This is a genomic window from Mesorhizobium sp. WSM4810, from assembly GCF_055811235.1.
Genome location: NZ_JBVVQV010000035.1, coordinates 37976 through 58811, shown reverse-complemented (window position 1 = coordinate 58811; position 20836 = coordinate 37976). Strand labels below are relative to the sequence as shown.

Here is a 20836-nt window from a genome sequence, read left to right as displayed (position 1 = left end):
GCCCTGAGAGGGCCAGCCCGATCAAGGATCTCCGGGAGATAGCTCGTCTGGCCCACGTGGAGCACCACGAAGACAGCCGCGTAAGATCGGGCGGTAGATAGGTCGCGAGCCGCTTCAGAGCCTCGACGCCGCCAGCCGAGGCTCCGACCACGATGATGCAGCGATTTCGAGAGCTCATCCTTTCGATCCTCTCGGGCAATTCTGAAATGCGGCCCTGATCGTTCGAAGCTTGACCCGACCTGTGTCCAACATTGCTCATACATTGCAACGAATCCGAGAGTGACTGCGTTCCGTTGTCGACGTAAAGGAACAAGCCGCAACACCTTCAGTTTGGCAGCGGAGAGACAAACGGAGCGTGCCCGATCCGTAGAGCAGGTTTTCGAAGACCATCTGAGCCCCCGCGCCGCAGGCGATCTCGAGGAGGATCCCAGGCGCAACTATCTGAGGATGGTCCTCTTGACTGCCAATTCGAATCTGGTTGACCTGGTCTGCCACTTCGTCAAGATTCGACGCCACCGACGGCGCTGACAGCTTCGTCATCCTGGACAGCAAGATTGTGTTCCATCCATTCACTACAGGTTGGAAGCTGTGGCTGGGCGAAGCGCACGCGATAGTCACCGGAAGTGACGCCCAATAACCTCGTCCAGCAGCGGCGCAACCGGCCGGCAACTTCGTGAGGGGATACACTTGCCATCAAGTTGCCATCGTGCGTTTTGCTCAGCACTTTCCGGAGGAATGCGAGCGATTGAGGCGGCGCGCAAGCGGCCATTTCGCTGCATGTCGCGAAACGTGACCCGCCCGGTGTCTGTGCACGAAAGAAAGTCCGCGCCCTTCGGGAAAAAAGGACGCGGGCTCATCGGGAGTCATCCATGTCGCAGCTGCACGAATGAAACTTTCAGTCCGCGCCTAAGTTCCACACGGAAACAAAAAAGCCGCGCATTTAGCCGCGCCGCTCCACGGGCCACCCAACAAAAACAAGAAGCCCGCGCCCCGAGGGAATGGGAAGGACGCGGGCTGATCGGAGAGGGGTTCATCACAAGGTCAAAGTGCTGCCCAACCCAAACGAAAGACAAACCGCCTGCTGACAAGCCCGTCCTAACGGTCGTCTCGCAAAGAAGCTCTACTCGTCCGCCCTTCTGCCATGCAATTTGCCACAATCCGAGACGCGAGCACTTCACGTCGTTTTCCAGATTGAGCCTCGACCTTTTGGGCAGTCGAACATGCGGCCCAGTAGCGCCATTCGGAGGGGCGGGACGCACCGCTCCTTCAGCTTTCGGTGATCGCCAAGGCACCTGCGCCCCTGCCAACCGCCAGAACCTGCCCTCGGTCTATTCAGCCAAGCCTCCTCGACCGTCTCCCCGAGTTCCAGGTCGGAAGAATAAAAGAGCGTCCGCAACCGGGAGCGATCACGGCTGAGTTCTGGAGGAAAGAGTTCCAGAACCGCTATCCCGTCCAAGACTCCAGCCGCCTGCTTGCCACGTGGTGAGTTCGCCCCTGGACAGGGGCGCTTGGCCTGCCGTTCAGGAACAACAACGCCCAAGCCAAGTTTGGTGGTCCAGGAGGTAACGACAATGCGCATACTGAGAACATTCCTTGGATACTTGTGGCGCTCGAACAGCAAGTCGCCGCCCGACCTTGCGCCGCCTGTCGACGCGATCGTTCGGCTGCTGAAAGAAAAGCAAAAACTCGCTACAAAGAAGGGACTTGGTCGATCAGATCAGACTACTGGCGGCTGACCGCGCTGCGACGCAGGATGTGACGACGGGGGCAGACAGCATCACCCGTCAAACTGCCTATTTCTGCAGCCTGGGACCGGCATCATGCCCGGCTAGCCCGGATGTCACACTCTTGGGTCGCTGGCATAGCCGTAGCTTAGCCTGCCGTTTGGAACGGTGCACCCCGCAACAGGCACGGCATGCGGCAATGCCTGTTGCCTGGAGCAACGATCTCCTGAAATTGCGGTTCCGGATAGGTCAAAGTATCTGCGCAATCAGCGCCGGGCGTTCGGCGGGGACGCCGAGACAAGGAGATCAGGTTCGCGCCAGTTAGCCACCGCTCAATTCTGGCAGGCAGGTCACATGTCTTTACGTGCAAGGCCCCGCACAGCTTCAAGACCGCGCGGGAAACCGCTGCGGTTACTAAAATCCTGGGCTTGCCGGCGGCCGCGAGCGTGCCGGGCGCTTACCTTTTGCGCGGTCAATAAATCGATGAGTGTCACACCGGCAACGAGCACCAATGCAAGTCCGACGTTGCCACGTTTTGGATTGTCATGCCGGAACGCCCATAGGAGTGTTGCGATGTCGAGCCCATCACCGGCCACACGGCTCCAAAGTCCCGACTGTTTGTCCACCGACAAGGACAGAATGCCGCTGCTGACTTCTCGCGCTCCGTAGGCACGGATCACGCCTCCCTTGCCAGGCAAGCCGAATGCGCGGGCGATGCGCTCGGAGGCTATGAGTTCGGCAATGCCAAGCGCAATGCTGAACCATCCGAGTTTGCGCGCTACCATATCGGAGGGCGCGAGCGCCTTCGGGCCAGATTTTACGACCCTTGGGTCGCTTGGCCGTCTGCTGAGATTGCCTAATTTGCTAAGCATGTTCATGACACTGATCCTATGGCTTCAGTACGACTTTGACGCAACTGTCCTGCTTGTCGCGAAAGATCTTGTACATCTCGGGTCCTTGTTCGAGCCCGGCAGTGTGGGTGATGACAAACGACGGGTCGATCTGACCTTCTTCGATGCGGCGCAGTAGATCGTCGGTCCAGCGGTTCACATGCGTCTGGCCCATCCTGAAGGTCAGGCCCTTGTTCATCGCTTGGCCCATCGGGATCTTGTCGACGAACCCGCTATACACGCCCGCGATTGAGATGACGCCGGCTGGCCTGCAGACATAGATCATTTCACGCAGCACGTGGGGCCGATCGTTTTCCATCATCATCATCTGCTTCGCGCGGTCATAAACGGTGTCTAGTTGACGAAAGGACACGTGACTTTCCATCCCGATCGCGTCGATGCATTTGTCTGGCCCTTTGCCGCCTGTAAGCTCGTTCAGCCTTTCAACAACGCTCTCCTCCAGGAAGTTGATGGTGACCGCGCCGCCTGCTCCGGCCATGGATAGGCGTTCGGGCAGGCAATCTATCGCCACGACCTGGGTGGCACCGAGAAGAATGGCGCTGCGGATTGCCATCTGCCCCACTGGGCCACAGCCCCAAACCGCTACGGTATCGGACGGTTCGATCTCGCACTGAACAGCAGCCTGCCAGCCAGTTGGCAATATGTCGCCAAGGAAAAGGACCTGCTCATCGGAGAGCCCGACCGGTACCTTGATGTGCGTTGCATCGGCAAATGGCACGCGAACATACTCGGCTTGACCGCCCGGGTAACCGCCGGTCAGATGGGTATACCCAAACAGCCCGGCCGTCGTGTGACCGAACGCCTTGTCGGCGATATTCTTGTTGCGGTTGGTTCGTTCGCAGACCGAAAAGTTCTTGCGCTTGCACTGGTCACATTCCCCGCAAATGATGGTGAAGGGGACGACGATGCGGTCTCCCGTCCTAAGCGCGCCGATTACCCCGGATCCAACTTCCACCACCTCACCCATCATTTCGTGGCCCATAATGTCGCCGGGCAGAATTGCCGGAATGAGGTTGTGATAGAGATGCAGGTCCGAGCCGCAGATCGCGCAGCTCGTCACCTTGACAATGGCGTCGCGCGGGTCCTCGATTTCGGGGTCGGTAACCTCGTCGCAACGTATGTCTTCTTTTCCATGCCAAACCAGCGCTCGCATGCGTAATCTCCGATAGGGGCGGTTCGCGGCGTCGCAGCAACTCCCGCGGCAATTCGCATGTCACGGAACGGGGTTGCGGAATTACTGCTTCTTTTAAGAAAGCGGGTTCGGCCGCTTTCCTCAGGCTGCGAATTAGCTACCCGGGATCCAACCGCGAGGCAGCATCCATGTTCCCGCCTCCGTTAAAAAAACTGGCAGGGTGAGTGGCCGCCATCGCCATGACGAAGGACCAAAGCTTTGACTTGCATGCCACGGTCGGAAATGTCTGGGACAGCTTCCGCCTCTATCGACTTTGTCTAGGGCGACGCGAGATCACTGAACGGCATCGCGCGAGTTGCCTCCCTAGATCCGGTGGACGGCAAGCGCGACATCTGCGGAGAACGGCGGCACATCAAGTTTCAGCCAGCCATCCGAATTCGCCTGCCATTCCGCTGTTTGCCTGCCGGCCGCGGTGTCCCAGGCGATGACGCGATAGGTGCCGCGAGCCAACCCGGGCAGCTCCAGGACGGCAGGAATGGGCGCAGTGCGGGCACGCAGCATGCCGTTTCGCCCGATCGTGTCGTTGCGAACCAGCCAGACCACTGCCTGGCAATCGTCGCCGCAGGCGACCGGCGCGATGTCGGGTCCGGAAACCCGCATCTTGTCGCCGAGATGGGCACGCCGGAACGAAACCCAATCGATCAGGGGCAGGAAGTCGGCCAGCGAACGCTGCGCCCGCCGCATGCCGGGGGTGAGCACGTGCGGGGTGCGGTTCGGCCACCGCATGCCGCCACCGGCACCCCCCGCCGCCAGGTGAGCCCATTGCAAATGGCGGAAATATTCGTCGTCGAAAGGTTCAGGAAGCGTGATCTTCTTGTCTTTGAACGAGTGGATCGGGCCGTGCTCGGAATCGAGAAAAGGGCGGCCGTCATGAATTTCACCCAGAGCCTGTCCGACGATTCGCGCCATGCCGAGCGCCGGCGCCACCGTGTTACTGGGGTCGTCAATTGTGCCCTCCTCATAGAGATGCAGGGAGGCGAAATCGAGGTCGGGGTGACGGAAGATCGGCGCCGCCAGCGGCATTTTGGGCCGCCAGCGAAGCTCAGGTCCGAACAGCGAAACTGTCTGCGGGTGAGAGCGGCCGTAAAGTGACGTTTCCAGGCGGCGCACAAAATCGCTAAGATCATGGATGAAGGCGCCGAAGCCATCCGCGCTGCCCTGAGCCTGCTCGGGATGGATCTCGTTCCAGAGGTCCCATGCGAAAAGGGCTCCGCTGCCGCTCCATTTGCGAACCACGAATTCCAGTCTCGCCTTGATCGCCCGGCGCGTATCGGCGCAGACCAGGAATCGCGACGGGTGGTCCAGCACGCCTCCGTTGTGGCGGTTGTAGGGATGGTGGCGCCAGTGGAGCCACTGCCAGAACGTATCAAAGGGGGTGAGCAGGATTCTCAAGCCCTGTCTTTCGCAAAGACGGAAGAGGTCGTCCCACAGTTGCACCATCGCCGGGACGAAGCGGCCCTGCGGCTTCTCGAAGTAGCGGTGGCGAACCTGGGCGTATTCCAGCATCAGCCTGAGGCAGGTGACGCCGCTTTCCTTCAGCCAACGGAGATGATCTTCCACGCCGGCCATATCGGCGCGCCGGAACAGACCATTGAGTTCGGGCCAGCTTACCGCATCATTCTGGCCGATCGGCGTCCATGCCTCGCCGTCCTCGGTGACGAAATAGGAACCGGCTATCTTGATCCAAGGCAGGCCCGCAGCCGATCTCGGCGCGGAGTCTTCCACTTCGCCGACCAGCGGTATCGCCAATCTAATGTCGTTCAAGGCATGCTCGAATTTCGTCCGCGGAGCAGTATAACTGCCGCGGTGGCAAAATGTTTCGCCGGGCTTGGCAGGCCAATGCTCCTTTCGCCCCATTTTGCAGTAAATCGATGCCCTGTCTCGACGCAGCGGCGCCTTACCTCAAGAGCGGCGCGGAGCTGGTGATGTCGACCGATCACCCAGAGAAGTTGCAGGCGCAGAACGCACGCTCGATTCTGATAGCGATGTGAGAACCCTCGCTGCGGACATGACGAGGGAGCGGAAGTGTCGTGCGTCGCTTCGTCGACAAGGGCAGAATTCCAGGTTGGCGGTCGTCTGCCCGACCAGACAAACTTCAGCCGAAGGGGAACCTCACGGTCCCAGGCAAGTTCGGTAGGATTGTGGGGGAGATTGCGTGTGCTTTCATCTCATCAGCTTTATAGTTGTCGTGCGTGCGATCTTCTCCTTCCTCGGATTCCATCATCCAGCCCGACAACGGATTGGCGAGGCGCGGCTTCAGAGCGCCAGTCTTTCATCCTGAGGTCAACGTCTGCTCACCGGCAACACCTGGACTCGGCTCCGCTCACGCTTGCTTGGTCAACAGTCTACGCTTGCACGGCATTTACCGCTCAGGGGACGACGTGATGGAGGCCCGAAGGAAATTGTGGCGGTCGAGACTGGCAATCGCCGGCCGCCCGGCGGGAGCGCCGGCGCGAGCCCTGGCCGAGGGGTTGCACGTATGAGCAGCAATCCGGCGCGTCCGCCAGGCGAGTACCGGTCCGCGTTTGCCAGCTTCTTCATGGCTGGTTTCGAGTGTTCATCGCATCGGCGCGGCGACGGAGTGCGCCTCGATTTGATCCGCGCGACCGCACACGACACGCACGCCCTCGGCGACTATCGCAGTTGTGCTGCCCTTGGGCTTCGCACGATTCGCGACGGCTTGCGCTGGCACCTGATTGAAACAGCGCCAGGAGTTTTCGATTGGTCGGGTTGGATATCGATGATCGAAGCAGCTCAGGCCGCCGGGGTGCAGGTCATCTGGGATATCTTTCACTACGGCTCGCCGGATCATGTCGACCAGGGTGGCTCAGGCTTCACCGAGGCCTATGTGCGATTCGCCGCTGAGGCTGTCCGGGTTCACCGCTCCGTTGCAGGGACAGCTCCCCTAGTATGTCCCATCAATGAAATCTCATTCTTTGCATGGGCGATAGAGGTCGGCTATTTCCCGCGCGTGGGGCCGAAGAAGCAGGGATGGTTCAAGCGGCAGCTTGTGAGGGCAGCGGTTGCGGGCGTGAAAGCGATGCGGGATGCCGAACCTGATTGCAGGTTCATCTGGGCTGAACCGCTAATCCATGTCGCTCCTCGTGACCGCACTCGCGCCGAGCAGCGGCGCGCGGAAAATGTTCGTCAGGGCCAGTTTGAAGCCTATGACATGCTGACGGGCCGTGCCGAGCCTGAATTGGGCGGCAGCGAGGACTGTGTCGACGTCATCGGGCTCAACTTTTATCCGCACAACCAATGGTACTTTCGGGGGCCAACGATACCGATGGGCCACCACGAACATCGGGCGCTTTCCGACATGTTGGTGGAAGTCGCAGAGCGCTACAGAAAGCCCATGTTCATCGCCGAGACAGGCGCTGAAGGATCAGGCCGGCCGGCATGGCTCCACTATGTTTGCGATGAGGTCCGTGACGCAATGAGCCGTGGTGCCCCGGTTCAGGGTATATGTCTGTACCCGGTGACCGCGTATCCCGGCTGGGACAATTCGCGCCACGCGGAAGTCGGCTTGTTCTCTACGATTCATGCCGACGGTTCGCGCAGTCTTCGCCAGCCGGTTGCCGATGAATTGGATCGCCAGCGCAGATTGTTCGCGGCAGGTGTTTCGTAGCGGTCGAAGAAGGGACGGGCCACGTCAGTAGGTGGGGAACTGCTCCGAATGTTGGCCGAGCGTCGTCCGCTGCGCAAGCATCTGCACGGTGCCGTTTGCCGGAAGGCACTGTTGAATGCGCGCGAACGTCGCCAAAGCCTGACCGACAACCTGATCCATATTGTAGTAGCGGTACGTGGCCAGGCGCCCGACGAACCACACGTCGGGGCACGCCGCTGCCAGTGCTTCATAGCGTTTGTACAGCGCCTCGTTTTCCGCCCGCGGTACCGGATAATAAGGATCGCCGATATCGGTTGGATATTCGTAAGTCAGGCTGGTCTTCGGGCTCTGCTGACCGGTCAGATGCTTGTACTCGGTAATGCGGGTATAGTTTTCCGTCTGCGGATAATTGACAACGGCGACCGGCTGAAACTGCTCGCAATCAAGCGTCACGTGTTCGAACCGCAGTGACCGATAAGGCAGACGACCAAGGCTCCAGTCGAAATATTCATCAATCGGCCCGGTGTAGATCATCCGCTGAAAGGGGATCTTGTCGCGAATTTCGCGATAATCGGTCTGCAGCATGATCTTGATCCCTGGGTTGTCCAGCATGCGCCGGAACATGCGTGTATACCCGCCCGCCGGCATATTCTGGAAAGTGTCGCCAAAGTAGCGATCATCGCGGTTGGTCCGGGTAGGGACCCGCGCAGTCACGGACTTGCTTAGTTGGGCCGGATCGACGCCCCACTGCTTCCTTGTATAGCCGCGAAAGAATTTTTCGTAGAGTTCCCTGCCAACGGTGCTCACAACCACGTCTTCGGCGGTCCGGACTTCCTCGACCGTTTCTCGCCGGGATGCGAAGAACTCCTCCAACTGCTCGGGCGTCAATTCAAGATCGTACAGGCGATTGATCGTGTCGAGGTTGATTGGTATCGGCAGCAGTTTTCCGTCGACCGAAGACAGTACGCGATGTTCGTAAGGCCTCCATTCGGTGAATTGCGAGAGATAGTCGATGATCGATCGGGCGTTGGTGTGGAATATATGCGGCCCATAGCGGTGGACCAGAATTCCAGCTTCGTCGTAACAGTCATAAGCGTTGCCGCCGATGTGATTTCGCCGGTCGATGAGCAGGACGCTTTCCTGCCGTTGCGACGCGATGCGTTCGGCGAGCACGCTGCCAGCGAAGCCGGCGCCGACAATCAACCAATCGAACATGGTCAGGCTCCCCGGCGCAAAGGCACAATGCTTTTCATTGCATAGGCGCGCTGAATATGGGCAGCCATTGCGTCCCACGTTCGTTCCCAGGACATGTTAGCGAGGTAGGCATCGACCTCCTTCAACAGGAAATTCCGGGGACGTGACAGAAGGGACCGAAGCTTGGTTTCGATGTCGTCGGCGTCAACAATGTCGACCAGGCCTTCGGCACCATAGGTGCGCACGACGTCCACAATCGCCGTGGAGGCCACCGGCAGTCCGGCGGCCAGGAACTCAGGAGTTTTGGTCGGGCTGATATAGCGTGTCGCCTCATTGAGCGCGAAGGGCATCCAGCCGGCGCTCCAGTGCCTGAGATAGCGAGGTAGGTCGGCGTAGGACTTGGCACCCAGCCAATGTAAGTTATTTGCGCGCGGCAGGCTTAGCGGGTCGATCTTGACCACCGGGCCGAGCATGACGAAATGCACTTCGGGCATTGCCGCAGCCGCCTGTGCGATCATCTCGATGTCGAGCCGTTCGTCGATCACGCCGAAGAAGCCCACTCTCGGGTGAGGTATGTCTGTCTGGTCTACAGGGTCATCGCCGGGCTCTCTTGCTTTGTGAAAATGCGAAACGTCTATGCTGCTGGGGAAGGGAAAAATCGACTTGTGGAGGCTTCGCTTGGCCTCGTACAGACTCTGCCCGCCCGTGAACACGACATCAGCGCGCTGGAACAGCGCTTTTTCCATCTGCTGCAACTCTGCCGGCGCGTTCTTGAAGGCGGAGAGTTCATCCATGCAGTCGTAGACGCATACATCGCAGGCTATATGGTCACTGAAACGCAGCGCCATGGGCGTGTAGTACCATACAGTCAGCCGGTCATGCGGAGTTGAGGTGACGATCTGGTCGACGAATCTGCGCTGGATAGCGTCCGCCTTTGTTGCGGAAATGCCGGCCGGAAGAACCGGGGTTACGATTGTGATCCTTGCAGACCGATCGTTCACCCGCATCGAAGGGTAGCGTATTTCCTCGTAGATCGGCTCCTCAAAGTAAATTAGCTGCTGCTGTTTTGAGGCGTGCGTTAGAATATGCTGCGGGCGTTGGTGTACGAAATCCCACCTGAGGTGAGAAAAGCAAAGTATAATTGACGATTTTATGGGGATATTTGTTTTATTATTTTTGCCACCCGCTATTTTCATGTAAGAAGCCTCTTTGGTTATATCTTGTAATTCTCCAGATTAACATATGTTAATCGAAGCACGCTCCTGATGAAGCCTTCATCCGCACATCTAACTTTCATTTGAATAAGTTGTTCCACGGATTTTAATTGGCTGTAGCCGCCGAGCCGGCCACTTGCGCAATTGTTCGAAGAGAAGCGGCGCTGCTACCAACACCCGGCGGACATGTCGCCTCGGCCAAGGCGGAGGCCCTTGCAGCTTCAGATCTCGCCAAATGTGGCGCATTGCCACAGAACGGCTGAAATCCGCTCAATCGTTCAACAACCATTCATGAGCGCAGGTATAAGAGTTAATGAGCTGCGCATGATTCGTTTTGGTCGCCACAGATGGCCCGACGCATGGGTCGATGCAGGCAGCCACCGTGAGAGAGCCGCAAGGAATGAAGTTCAACTTTGAAACCAACGTCTTTCCGTTGTTTCACCCGCAGTCCGTGGATGATCTGAAGGATCCTTGTCCGGTGTTCGACGGCGCGCTTTGGCACGTCTTCGGTTCCAGCGGCACTGTCACAACCGAGAGCTGGAATATACTACATGCCACGGCTCCTGACCTTTATGGGCCGTGGACTGAGCATGAGGCGCTCGACTTGGCGGTAACCGGATCGGGCATTGCGGCGCCCGGCGTCATTCATGAATGCGGCGTCTTCCATATGTTTATTCAGACCGAATTCATGAAGTCGGGCGGACGTTGCGAGCATGCTGTGTCCAATGATGGCTTTCATTGGGTGGTGCTGAATCCGGCGATATTGTCCCTGCCGGACACCGATGAGGACGGGATCTATGATCCCCATCCGGCGATCATCGGCGGCAAGCGCTACATCGTCTATTCAGGCATGCCTAAATTCACCAGGGTGCCGCAGCCTGACGTCTATCTGGCGCGCAGCCAATCCGATTCCTGGTTCGGGCCGTGGAAACGACTCGGCAAGATATTGGATCATCTCGATGTGCCCCATCACAATGCGCGCGAGCATCCGGACTATGAATGGGGGATCGAGGGCGCCCAACTGGTCGAATTACCCGACGGTCGCGTGCTTCTCAACGCCACCTGCTTCCTTCCCGACGGTCCGCGCGGAAGTCGTCAGCGTGTATTCTTCGCCGTCGCCGACGACGTCAAGGGTCCTTACGTGTCGGTCGGCCCCGTGCTTGACCCTGGTGAGCCTGGGGAAAACGGCCATTCGACCGTGATGATCGAGGGCGGGAAACTGACCTTGTTCTACCAGAGCAGACGTGAGGCAACGAACCATCGCTGGCGTTTCGGACTCGCTAGATGCGACCTGGATCAGCAAGCGGTTTCGCGAGTGGCCTAGCAGAAACGACCGCTCTGTCGCGCTTTGCCATCATGGTCCAGAGGACGAGGTGCCATGACGAACTTCAGGGCGATTGGGGTTCTTGTCGGCCACCTCTTGCTCTCGCCGCTCAAGCTCCTTCTGAAGCTTCAAAGCTAATGCGGCCAGGCTCGGCGACAGGGTTTGATCGTCCTCCAGTTCTAACCGCTTGCGTAGACTCCGACGATTATCTTCCGAACCAACTCTCGGAAGCCACGATCGCTCTCTTGGGTTGCCATGACGGTCACCTTTAGCTCTGAACGCAACTCGCCGATTACTAAAGGGTTCCATGAAGGGGCGGATTATTTCGCTAACAACCTTCCGAGCGGTGACCGGATAACTAAGCGGGATTGAGCGGATACTGCTCGTGCTCATCGAAAGCCACCAACAGGCCCAAAGCAGCAGCGACTTCGAGTATAGCTTCGGTCAGATCGTCATTGGATGCGACCAAACCAGGTGCAGCCTGCCGAACCTGGTTTAATGCCGCTTTGACCGAGACGATGTCGCCATAGCCGGCCCTGTTGAGGACTGCGGCAATCGCCTGATCTAGAACTGGACCGACCCTATGGACGATGCTCATCCACCTTCCCCCCCGGGAACGCGAGACGGTATAGTAGCGTGTCTGGGGCTGCGATGCAACCGACGCGCGAAACCGCATCGAATAGGGGCTGCTGTTCGGGCGCAACACAAAAGTAGGCCGCAACATGAAGCCAACTGCCTTCGTTGGGTTTCAGCTTGCTGCCGCTGATCGTTTGAAGACGATGGTCACCTTCGTCCCTTTGCCGGCGCGGGAGTCGACGGCGAGCTGCGCCTTGGCGTTCTCGGTCAGTGAGTGCGCGATCAGCGCTCCGAGCTTGCCTGGCTTGGGCCACGTCTCGCCTTCCGGCAGCCCAATTCCGTCGTCAGCCACTATGACCCGGCAGCCGTCGCCATCGACGATGCTGTGCAGCGTTATCGTGCCGCCTTCGCGCCCCTGGAAAGCATGTTTTAGCGAATTGGTCAGCAATTCGTTCACGACCAGTCCCGCCGGCATGGCGACGTTGATTGACACCGGGTATGTGTCCACCCTCATATCGAGGCGGATCCCCTCGACTGCATGCGAGCTCATCACCGCGGACGCGATCTGGCTGAGATAGACGCCAAGATCGACCTCATCCTTCTGCTCGTCGGCCGTCAGCGTCTGGTAGAGGATCGCCAGGGCGTCGACGCGACCGGCGAGCCGTTCAAACCGTCTCCGGTCGGCCTCAGTCGCATTGCGGCTTTCAAGCCGTATCAGGGCGGTGATCATCTGGAGGTTATTCTTCACCCGGTGCTGCAGTTCGCGCAGCAGCGTGTCTTTCTCGCTGACACGCTCCTCCACCGAGCGCTGATCCGCCGCTTCGCCATGGGCAGATACGTCGACCAGCGCCACCAACCGGAAGCAGACCTTGCCGTTGTCGTCCTCGATGACATTGGAATAAACGTCGACGATCGGCAGCTTGTCCTCGTTGCGCTCCAGCCTGTAGGTGCCGACCAAATCGGTCTCCCGAACCACGGCCTCGGCCAGCGGGCGGTCCTCCTGCTTGTGGAGGCCTGTGCCCGAAAGGGCCGACCAGTTTTCTCGAGTTAGCCTAGCGACCGTCAGGCCTGACAGTTTCTCGAACTCCGGATTGGCGTAGACTACACGCTCCTCAGCGGCCAGGTCTGCAACGGCTATGGCGATCGGCACCTGGTCAAGGAATTTCTTGAACTGTTCGCTTTCCAGTGCGGTTGCGAGTTCAGGTGTGTCAAGCAACTGCTCGACCGCATCGGCCTTCTCTGAAGTGGATGTCATTTGCGCGCCTGTTCTGGGCGTACAATATCAATAATGCAGTGCGCCCGCCATCGCCAAAGCTGGAGCTGCATCGCGCCGTGTCAGGCATCTGACCATAAGAGGTGCCTCGCGCAACGGCCCTGGGTAAAACGACATCTTCCGATCGGCCGGGTGCGGCATGCTGACGGCGGGCCAGCGGCTCCGCGAAACCCACCGCGCAGCCGGTCCAGCCCGCCGAGTGAATCGGGGTCCCACGTTCTGCTCAGCTATTCGAAGGAATAGGTGAAACCTCCTTCGGAGGCTCCAACCGTCACCTTCGTCATCTTCTCGCCCTCGAGCGACCGGTTCAGCACGCCACGGCTCAACTCCGGCAGAAGCGTGTTTGTCAAAATGGCGTCGATCATTCGGCCGCCGGATTCGATCTCGGTGCAGCGGGCTTTGACCAGATCCATGACACCGTCACCGATCACCAACTCGGCATCGTTGCTCGAGCGCAGCCGGCGGGCGATCTTGGCGAACTGATGGCGGGTGATCGCTTCGATCATCATGTCCGAGAGCGGGTAATAAGGGATGGTCACCACCCGGCCCAGGAAGGCCGCTGGAAAAACCTTCAGCAGCGGGGCGCGCAGTGCTGTGTCGAGATCGTCGAGCCCCGCCCGCACCGTGCCGCTGCTGGTCCGGTCCATGATGACTTCGGAACCAACGTTCGAGGTGAGCAGGATCAGCGTGTTCTTGAAATCGATCCGGCGGCCTTCACTGTCGTCCATCATTCCCTTGTCGAAGACCTGGAAGAAGATTTCGTGCACGTCCGGATGCGCCTTCTCGACCTCGTCAAGCAGGATCACCGAATAGGGCTTGCGCCGGACCGCCTCGGTGAGGATGCCGCCCTTGCCATAGCCGACATATCCGGGTGGCGCGCCCTTCAAGGTTGAGACGGTGTGCGCCTCCTGGAACTCGGACATGTTGATCGAAATGAGGTTCTGCTCGCCGCCATAAAGCGTCTCGGCCAGGGCCAGCGCGGTTTCGGTCTTGCCGACGCCCGAGGGACCGCAGAGCAGAAACACCCCCACCGGCTTTTCGGGCGCGCCGAGCCCGGCGCGGCTGGTCTGCACGCGCTTGGCAATCATTTCCATGGCGTGATCCTGACCGACCACGCGCTCGGACAGCGTGACGGCGAGCCGCAGCGCCTTTTCGGTCTGGCTCGACAGCATCCGGCCAGTCGGGATGCCGGTCCAGTCCTGCACTACCGCCGCCACGGCGTTGCGGTCGACCGACGGCAGGATCAGCGGCGTCTCGCCCTGCGCTTCTGCGAGTTCGGCCATCAGCTCGCGCAGCCGCGCGAGATCGGTAGCCGGGTCGGGTGGAGAAGGACCGGCAGCGGCCGTTGCTTCCGCATCGGGTTCGGGCGCATCGGGTTCGGGCGCTTTGATCTCAGATATATCGGCGCCTGCGGTTTCGGCCACCGCCCCCGAAGGCTCCACGGCGTCGAGCGGCACACCCTCGCCGCGCAGCCTGGCGCGCAGTTCGAGTATCTCGCCAACCAGCGCCTTTTCCCGATCCCAGCGTTGCTGCGCGGCAGCAAGCGTGAGTTCGGTCTCGGCAAGCCCGGTTTCGACCCGAGCCTGCCGGTCGGCCACGTCGATGCCAATCGCTGCCTCGCGGCCGATGATGGCGCGCTCGACCTCCAGCGCCTGGCGGCGGCGCATGATGTCCTCGACCTCGGCCGGGGTGGCATGCTGCGAAATGGCGACACGGGCGCAGGCGGTGTCGAGAAGGCTCACGGCCTTGTCGGGCAGTTGCCGTGCCGGGATGTAGCGGTGGGACAGGCTGACCGCCGCCTCGATCGCCTCATCGAGTATCTGCACCTTGTGATGCTGCTCGAGGACACCGGCGACACCACGCAGCATGAGAACGGCGACCGCTTCCGACGGCTCATCTATCTTGACGACCTGGAAGCGACGGGTAAGCGCCGGGTCCTTCTCGATGTGCTGCTTGTATTCGGCCCAGGTCGTCGCCGCGATCGTGCGAAGCTCGCCGCGCGCCAGCGCCGGCTTCAGCAGATTGGCCGCATCACCGGTTCCTGCCGCGCCGCCGGCGCCGATCAAGGTGTGCGCTTCATCGATGAAGAGGATGACCGGCGTTTCCGAGGATTGCACCTCGTCAATGACCGCCTTCAGCCGTTTTTCGAATTCGCCCTTTACGCTGGCGCCCGCCTGCATCAGGCCGACATCGAGCATGCGCACGCTGACGCCCTGCAGCGTCGGCGGCACGTCGCCCTCGGCAATGCGCAAGGCAAAGCCCTCGACGACCGCGGTTTTGCCGACCCCCGCCTCGCCGGTCAGGATCGGGTTGTTTTGCCGGCGCCGCATCAGGATATCGACGATCTGCCTGATCTCGGGATCGCGGCCGACGACCGGATCGATCTTGCCGTCGCGGGCGCGCTGGGTCAGGTCGGTGGCATATTTGGCCAGCGCCGAATCCGCGCCCGGAGCCCGCCGCGGTGTTTCGGCGGCGGCAACCGCAGTCGAGGCGCCGGCTTCGAGCGAACCCTCCATGACGTCCGCGAACCGCGCAATAACGGCCTGCGCATCGATCTTGTCGAATTCGCCGCTGATCTTCGACAGCAGGCCTTCCAGCACCGGCGTCTTCAGGCAGGCGAGCAGAATATGCGCACTGCGCACTTCCTCGACGCTGAATTCCAGTCCCGCCAGGCCCCAGGCCTCCTGGATGGCGTGAAAGATATGATCGGAAAATTCCTCGATCGAAGTGGCGCCGTAAGGCAGCTTGTCGACGGCGCGGGTCATATCGGCCGTGAGCCGGCTCGCATCCACCCCGGCGTCTGCCAGTATCAGCTGCACATCCGATCGCTCTGAAAGCACCAGCTGCTCGATGAAGTGAACGAGCTCGACATAAGGATTGCCGCGCAGCTTGGCGGTGTCGGCCGCAGCCTTGAAGGCGCGCAAACAGATGGGGTTGAGCTTGCCGACCAGTTCCTTGCGTTTAAAGCTCTGCGACGACCGGCGCTGTTCCATCGAACTTGCCCCTCCAATCTGCCAGCCAACAAACTGCCACATAAGCAGCGACTTGACAAAGAGCGTTTATGAGCGGGGCGTCCGGGTGTGCGATTCAGTCGATTTCTTCCGTCCCGGCAGGCGCCGGCGCCATCGGCTGCAACGCCATCGAACGCCGCGCCTGTTGGCGATGCGTTCACCGACAGGGTTCGACAAATCCGCCAGCACTTTTGAGCCCAGCGCGCCGGTTGCAGGCTCGTATTAAGATTGAGCATCAACTAAATTGTGGTAAAGTGTCGCAGTGTGGTAACGTTGGGTCAGGCACGGCCCACGAGCCGCGCGCTGGGGGATGGTGTGCTTGATCTCGCACTCTGGCTGAATCCGCTGGACGGTGAAAATCCGTCAGGGGAGGATTTGCGCAACGATCCAGCCTTTCATGAGCTGGAGCGTCTCACCGAGCCGCAGGTCAAGGTCGTCCATGGCGGACACAACCAGCCCTCGTCGCAAAGCACCATTCCGGTCGACTGGCCTGCCGTCCTCGACAAGGCGGAGGAATTGCGTGCGCATGGCCGGGATCTGCGCCTGCTCGTCATTGTCACGCGCGCGCTGGCCAATGAACAGCGGCTCGCCGGGCTCGCACATGGCCTGACCCTTGTTGCGCGGAGCTTCGATCAGCATTGGGAGACCATGCACCCGGCCCTGCGGCCCAGTGCTTCACCACGCGACGCCGCCTTGCGTCGCATCAACGCCCTGCTCGACCTCCAGAATGGCCAGGACGGGCTGCTGGCGGACTTGCGGCGAATGATTTTCTTCGCGCCGCGCCCTATGGGACCGATCAGCGGACGCGATCTGGAACAAGCCGCACTCGACGAGCGGGTCATGCTTCTGGAAGCGGCTTCGGGATTGAATGCGGCGGAAAAGGCAACGCTGGCCAGCGCGCACGGTCAACTGCTGAACCGGGTTCATAGCGGGTGTAAGGCGCAGGCCGATCAAGCCAATGCGGAGATGATGTCGCTCATTGCCGATGCTCAAGCGGCGATCACCGCTCTTGATGCCGTCGAGACGGCTCTCAACGTCCGTCTGCAGGGCGGTGGCGCCGCTGTTCCGGAATTGAAACGGTTTCTGCAGCGTTTGCTGTCGACCCTCGAACGGAATTCGGCAATCGAGACCGCGACGAACGGCGCAGCCGAGCCAGCCCCCACGACTGCAGATCCGGAAATGCCTGCTCGAAACGGTCAAATGCCTGCAAAGGGCCATGGAGCCGATACTATGGCAAGTGTGGCGAGTTACGCGGAACCGAGCACGAGGCTGCCGGAGCGGATTTCCTCGCGCGACGACGTCGTGAAATGCCTCGACCTCGTCGTCGCCTTTTATGACCGCACCGAACCGTCGAGCCCGATCCCGCACCTGGCCCGCCGGGTGCGCCGGATGGTGCATATGGATTTCGTTGAACTGATGGAAGATCTCGCCCCGTCGGGGCTGAAGGAATTCCGGCTGCTTGCCGGCGTTCCCGATGCCAAGAAGACGGCCCAGAAAGATGAAAGGTAACGAGCCATGGCAGCTGAAAGCAAAGCGAAAGTCATCGAACGGAACCGCGCTCCGCGCGTGCAGATCGCCTATGACGTGGAAACCTATGGCAGCCCGACGACGATCGAATTGCCGTTCGTCATGGGGGTGATGGCCGATCTTTCCGGCGCTTCACAGACCAAGGAAGCGATGAAGTCGGTGCTGGACCGCTCCTTTGTCGAGACCGATGCGAACCGCTTCCCGCGTTTCATGGAGGCGCTTGGGCCGCGCGTCAAAGCCCGCGTGAAGAATACGCTGCCCCAGGCGGAGGGCGCCGAGCGGGACGAAGAGCTAGCACTCGATCTTACCTTCACCAAGATGGGCGACTTCGCCCCGGACAAGATTGCCGAGCAAGTCCCGCAACTGGCCGAGATCCTCAAGATGCGTCGCCAGCTCGAAGAACTGCTCGGCTTCATGGATGGCCGCGTCGACGCCGAAAAGCGCATAGCGCAGCTTCTGAACAACGAGCCGCTTCTTGGCAAAATCGCCAGCCAGGCATTGTCGGACGAAGACAAGGTTGAGGTGTAGTCATGGCCGAACAGCAAAAGACCGCAGCCGTCGCCGCCGAGGCGGAGACCATCGATCTCGGAGAATTCAGCGGGCTCCTGGAAAAGGATTTCAAGGTCAAGAAGGACGACAGCGAGAAACTGCAGCAACTCGTTCGCAATCTCGCGCTGGCGGCACAGTCGCGATCCGACACCACGACCATCTCGTCCAACGCGATCAAGTCGATCAAGTCGCTGATCGCGGGCATCGACAAGATGCTGTCGGAGCAGGTCAACGAGATCCTGCACGCGCCGGAAGTGCGCGAAATGGAAGGCACATGGCGCGGCCTTTGGTATCTCATAAACAACACCGAGACGGATCAGAAGCTGAAGATCCGGGTGATGAACATTTCCAAGGAGCAGCTCGCCGACACGCTTGAAGACTATGAAGGCCAGATGTGGGACCAGAGCCCGATCTTCAAGAAGGTCTATACGGACGAGTATTCGATGCTGGGCGGCGAGCCGATCGGCTGCCTCATCGGCGCCTACGAATTCTCCAACCATCCGCGTGACGTCGGCCTGTTGCGCAACATCTCGGGCGTCTGCGCCTCGGCGCACACGCCGTTCATCGCGGCGGCCTCGCCGCGCCTGTTCCGCATGGACAGCTGGCAGGAACTGCCGAACCCGCAGGACCTGCAGCAGATCGTCTCCAACGCCGCCTACGCCTCGTGGCAATCGCTGCGCGAGAGCGAGGATGCGCGCTATATCGGCCTCACGATGCCCCGCGTCCTGGCACGGCTTCCCTACGGCACGGACACCGTTCCGGTGAAGGGTTTCACCTTCGAGGAGGAGGTCCAGGGCGACCACAACAAATATGTCTGGATGAACGCCGCCTTCCCGATGGGCGTGAACATAAACCGCAGCCACAAGCTCTATGGCTGGGGCACGCAGATCCGCGGCGTCGAAAATGGCGGCACGGTCATCAACCTGCCGGTGCACTCCTTCCCCACCGACGACGGATCGGTGGCGATGAAATGTCCGACGGAAGTCGCCATCGACGACCGGCGCGAGGCGGAACTGGCCAAGCTCGGCCTGATGCCGATCCTGCACCGGAAGAACACCGATCTGGCGGCTTTCATCGGCGCGCATTCGCTGCAGGACGACGAGACCCGCGCCGGCCGGCTGGTCGATCCCGACGCGCAGTCGAACGAGCGGCTGAGCGCCAACCTGCCCTATCTGTTCCCGGTTTCGCGGTTTGCGCATTACCTCAAGGCCATCGCGCGCGACAAGATAGGGTCGTTCAAGGAGCGGTCGGACATGCAGATCTGGTTGACCGAGTGGATCAACCGATACGTGCTGGCCAACCCGGCCTTTGCCGACGACAAGGCGCGCGCCAAGCGCCCGCTTGCCGCCGCTGAAGTCCAGGTGGACAGCGTCGAGGGGCGGCCGGGCTACTACAACGCCCGCTTCTATCTGCGCCCGCATTACCAGTTGGAGGGTATCAACGCCTCGCTTCGTCTGGTGTCGGAACTACCGTCCGTAAAGGCTTGATTTACAGCAACATAATCCTGTTTTGTTTTGAAAACGCTGGAGGAAGACAATGCCCGTGAAAATTGATGGTTTTCTAAAAGTTCCGGATATCAAAGGGCCAAGCGTTCGAGACGGCCACGAGGACGAAATCGAAGTCCACGGGGTCGATTACAAGATAATCGCGCCATACGATCCGAATTCGCTCTCACGCCGCGGTCGCGTGTCGCTGGGGATGATCAAGTTCACCAAGCATTATGACAAGTCATCGCCCTATCTGAAAAAGGCGCTGTTCGACAACAAGGCGCTGGACGAAGTTGTGTTCTCCGCCCGCCGGACCATCGATGGCGAGACCAGCGACTATCTGGTCGTCACCCTGACCGACGCCTCGATCATGGAATACGACATGTCGCAGGCCGAGGACGAGGAAGACCTGATCGAGGAGGAGGTCAGCTTCGCCTACAAGAAGATCAAGTTCGTCTATGACAAGGATGACGAAATCGAAATGGATGTCTATGTCGGCAAGTGAGGCGCGGCGGCCCGGCGCCGACAAGCTGCAGGTTACCGGCAGTTCGCGGGCGAAACGCGAGGCGGTCCAGCCCTCTCTTTGGGACCGCCTCGTCAACGACCTGCCGGGCGTCACCTCCGAGATCGACGGGCTGCGCCAGACCTTGCAGGACGAGCTGGGCGCGGACCGGCTGGACACGCTGCTTGCCGGCAGCGCGCGGCTTATCGACGCCGACGCGGAGCTGACAGCCGATCAGAAGCGGCGTCTGCACCGCCTGGGCTTTCAGACCCAACACCGCGCCGAGATCGAAAGCCGTGGCGTAGTCGTATCGGCCCGCGTCCTCAGGGAGGCGGTTCGGCGCGACATCGAGGCCCTGTTCAACACCGAGCGTTTCGAAGCTGTTCCGCTTCTTTCCGATTTCGAAAACGAACAGGCTGCAGACAATCCGCCATCGCTGGCCGATTTTCCCGAAGTGCGCCGAAGCGTGGTCAACTACGGCGTGCCGTCGTTTTCGGGCCGTTCGTCGCGCGACTTTGATCGCGAGGCGCTGGCGCGCGAGATCCGCTCGGTTCTTGCCACGTTCGAGCCGCGTCTCAAGGAAAGCGCAACCAAGGTAGCGGTGACCCTTGGTGACAAAAGTGCGGGCCTGAAGATCGAGATAGACGCTGTACTGATCATGACGCCGACGCCGGAACGCATGCGCCTGCGCACGACAGTCAACCTCGACAACGGTTTGGCGCGGACCGAATTCAGGGAAAGCTGA

General features: G+C 60.3%; 15 protein-coding genes. 7 read left to right on the top strand and 8 right to left on the bottom strand.

Annotation, left to right across the window (positions count from 1 at the left end; all coding sequences use genetic code 11):
* Window positions 1-2074 precede the first annotated feature (2074 nt).
* From AC0L3O_RS31470 to AC0L3O_RS31460, 3 genes are all read right to left on the bottom strand, one after another.
* Complete coding sequence (locus AC0L3O_RS31470; RefSeq protein WP_473617587.1) at window positions 2075-2602, bottom strand: hypothetical protein; 528 nt, start codon at window positions 2600-2602, stop codon at window positions 2075-2077.
* 10 nt (window positions 2603-2612) lie between these two features.
* Entirely contained in the window at window positions 2613-3788 is a 1176-nt protein-coding gene (locus AC0L3O_RS31465) for a zinc-dependent alcohol dehydrogenase (RefSeq protein WP_473617586.1), read from the bottom strand.
* A gap of 342 nt (window positions 3789-4130) precedes the next feature.
* Window positions 4131-5591 (bottom strand): glycoside hydrolase 5 family protein, encoded by a 1461-nt coding sequence (locus tag AC0L3O_RS31460; protein WP_473617584.1) that lies wholly within the window; start codon window positions 5589-5591, stop codon window positions 4131-4133.
* A 715-nt stretch (window positions 5592-6306) separates the two neighbouring features.
* On the opposite strand from AC0L3O_RS31460, the gene AC0L3O_RS31455 reads away from it, so the two are divergent.
* Complete coding sequence (locus AC0L3O_RS31455) at window positions 6307-7455, top strand: glycoside hydrolase family 1 protein (protein WP_287216981.1); 1149 nt, start codon at window positions 6307-6309, stop codon at window positions 7453-7455.
* Window positions 7456-7479: 24 nt separating this feature from the next.
* Here the strand turns inward: AC0L3O_RS31455 and glf are convergent, their stop codons facing one another.
* Complete coding sequence (glf, locus tag AC0L3O_RS31450; RefSeq protein ID WP_287188145.1) at window positions 7480-8649, bottom strand: UDP-galactopyranose mutase; 1170 nt, start codon at window positions 8647-8649, stop codon at window positions 7480-7482.
* Window positions 8650-8651: 2 nt separating this feature from the next.
* Window positions 8652-9824: a glycosyltransferase family protein gene (locus AC0L3O_RS31445; protein WP_473617582.1), complete on the bottom strand. Its 1173-nt coding sequence runs from the start codon at window positions 9822-9824 to the stop codon at window positions 8652-8654.
* A gap of 385 nt (window positions 9825-10209) precedes the next feature.
* On the opposite strand from AC0L3O_RS31445, the gene AC0L3O_RS31440 reads away from it, so the two are divergent.
* Window positions 10210-11166: a glycoside hydrolase family protein gene (locus tag AC0L3O_RS31440; protein WP_287216985.1), complete on the top strand. Its 957-nt coding sequence runs from the start codon at window positions 10210-10212 to the stop codon at window positions 11164-11166.
* 358 nt (window positions 11167-11524) lie between these two features.
* Here the strand turns inward: AC0L3O_RS31440 and AC0L3O_RS31435 are convergent, their stop codons facing one another.
* The 3 genes from AC0L3O_RS31435 to tssH all read right to left on the bottom strand — a co-directional run bounded on the left by AC0L3O_RS31435 (window position 11525) and on the right by tssH (window position 16008).
* Window positions 11525-11764, bottom strand: a complete 240-nt coding sequence (locus AC0L3O_RS31435) for a hypothetical protein (protein WP_287216988.1) — start codon at window positions 11762-11764, stop codon at window positions 11525-11527.
* Window positions 11765-11914: 150 nt separating this feature from the next.
* On the bottom strand, window positions 11915-12997 hold the full coding sequence (locus AC0L3O_RS31430) for a sensor histidine kinase (RefSeq protein WP_473617581.1): 1083 nt from the start codon (window positions 12995-12997) through the stop codon (window positions 11915-11917).
* Between the two features lie 245 nt (window positions 12998-13242).
* Window positions 13243-16008: a type VI secretion system ATPase TssH gene (gene tssH, locus AC0L3O_RS31425; RefSeq protein ID WP_473617579.1), complete on the bottom strand. Its 2766-nt coding sequence runs from the start codon at window positions 16006-16008 to the stop codon at window positions 13243-13245.
* 333 nt (window positions 16009-16341) lie between these two features.
* On the opposite strand from tssH, the gene tssA reads away from it, so the two are divergent.
* The 5 genes from tssA to tssE are packed head-to-tail and all read left to right on the top strand — an operon-like array spanning window position 16342 to window position 20836.
* A complete protein-coding gene (gene tssA, locus AC0L3O_RS31420) occupies window positions 16342-17535 on the top strand; it encodes a type VI secretion system protein TssA (RefSeq protein WP_473617578.1) in 1194 nt (397 codons plus the stop codon).
* Window positions 17536-17541: 6 nt separating this feature from the next.
* Window positions 17542-18081 (top strand): type VI secretion system contractile sheath small subunit, encoded by a 540-nt coding sequence (gene tssB, locus AC0L3O_RS31415; protein ID WP_027154109.1) that lies wholly within the window; start codon window positions 17542-17544, stop codon window positions 18079-18081.
* 2 nt (window positions 18082-18083) lie between these two features.
* Complete coding sequence (tssC, locus tag AC0L3O_RS31410) at window positions 18084-19589, top strand: type VI secretion system contractile sheath large subunit (protein WP_236378436.1); 1506 nt, start codon at window positions 18084-18086, stop codon at window positions 19587-19589.
* 49 nt (window positions 19590-19638) lie between these two features.
* Window positions 19639-20094, top strand: a complete 456-nt coding sequence (locus AC0L3O_RS31405) for an Hcp family type VI secretion system effector (protein WP_023801311.1) — start codon at window positions 19639-19641, stop codon at window positions 20092-20094.
* A complete protein-coding gene (gene tssE / locus AC0L3O_RS31400) occupies window positions 20081-20836 on the top strand; it encodes a type VI secretion system baseplate subunit TssE (protein WP_473617588.1) in 756 nt (251 codons plus the stop codon). Before AC0L3O_RS31405 ends, tssE begins: the two co-directional genes overlap by 14 nt.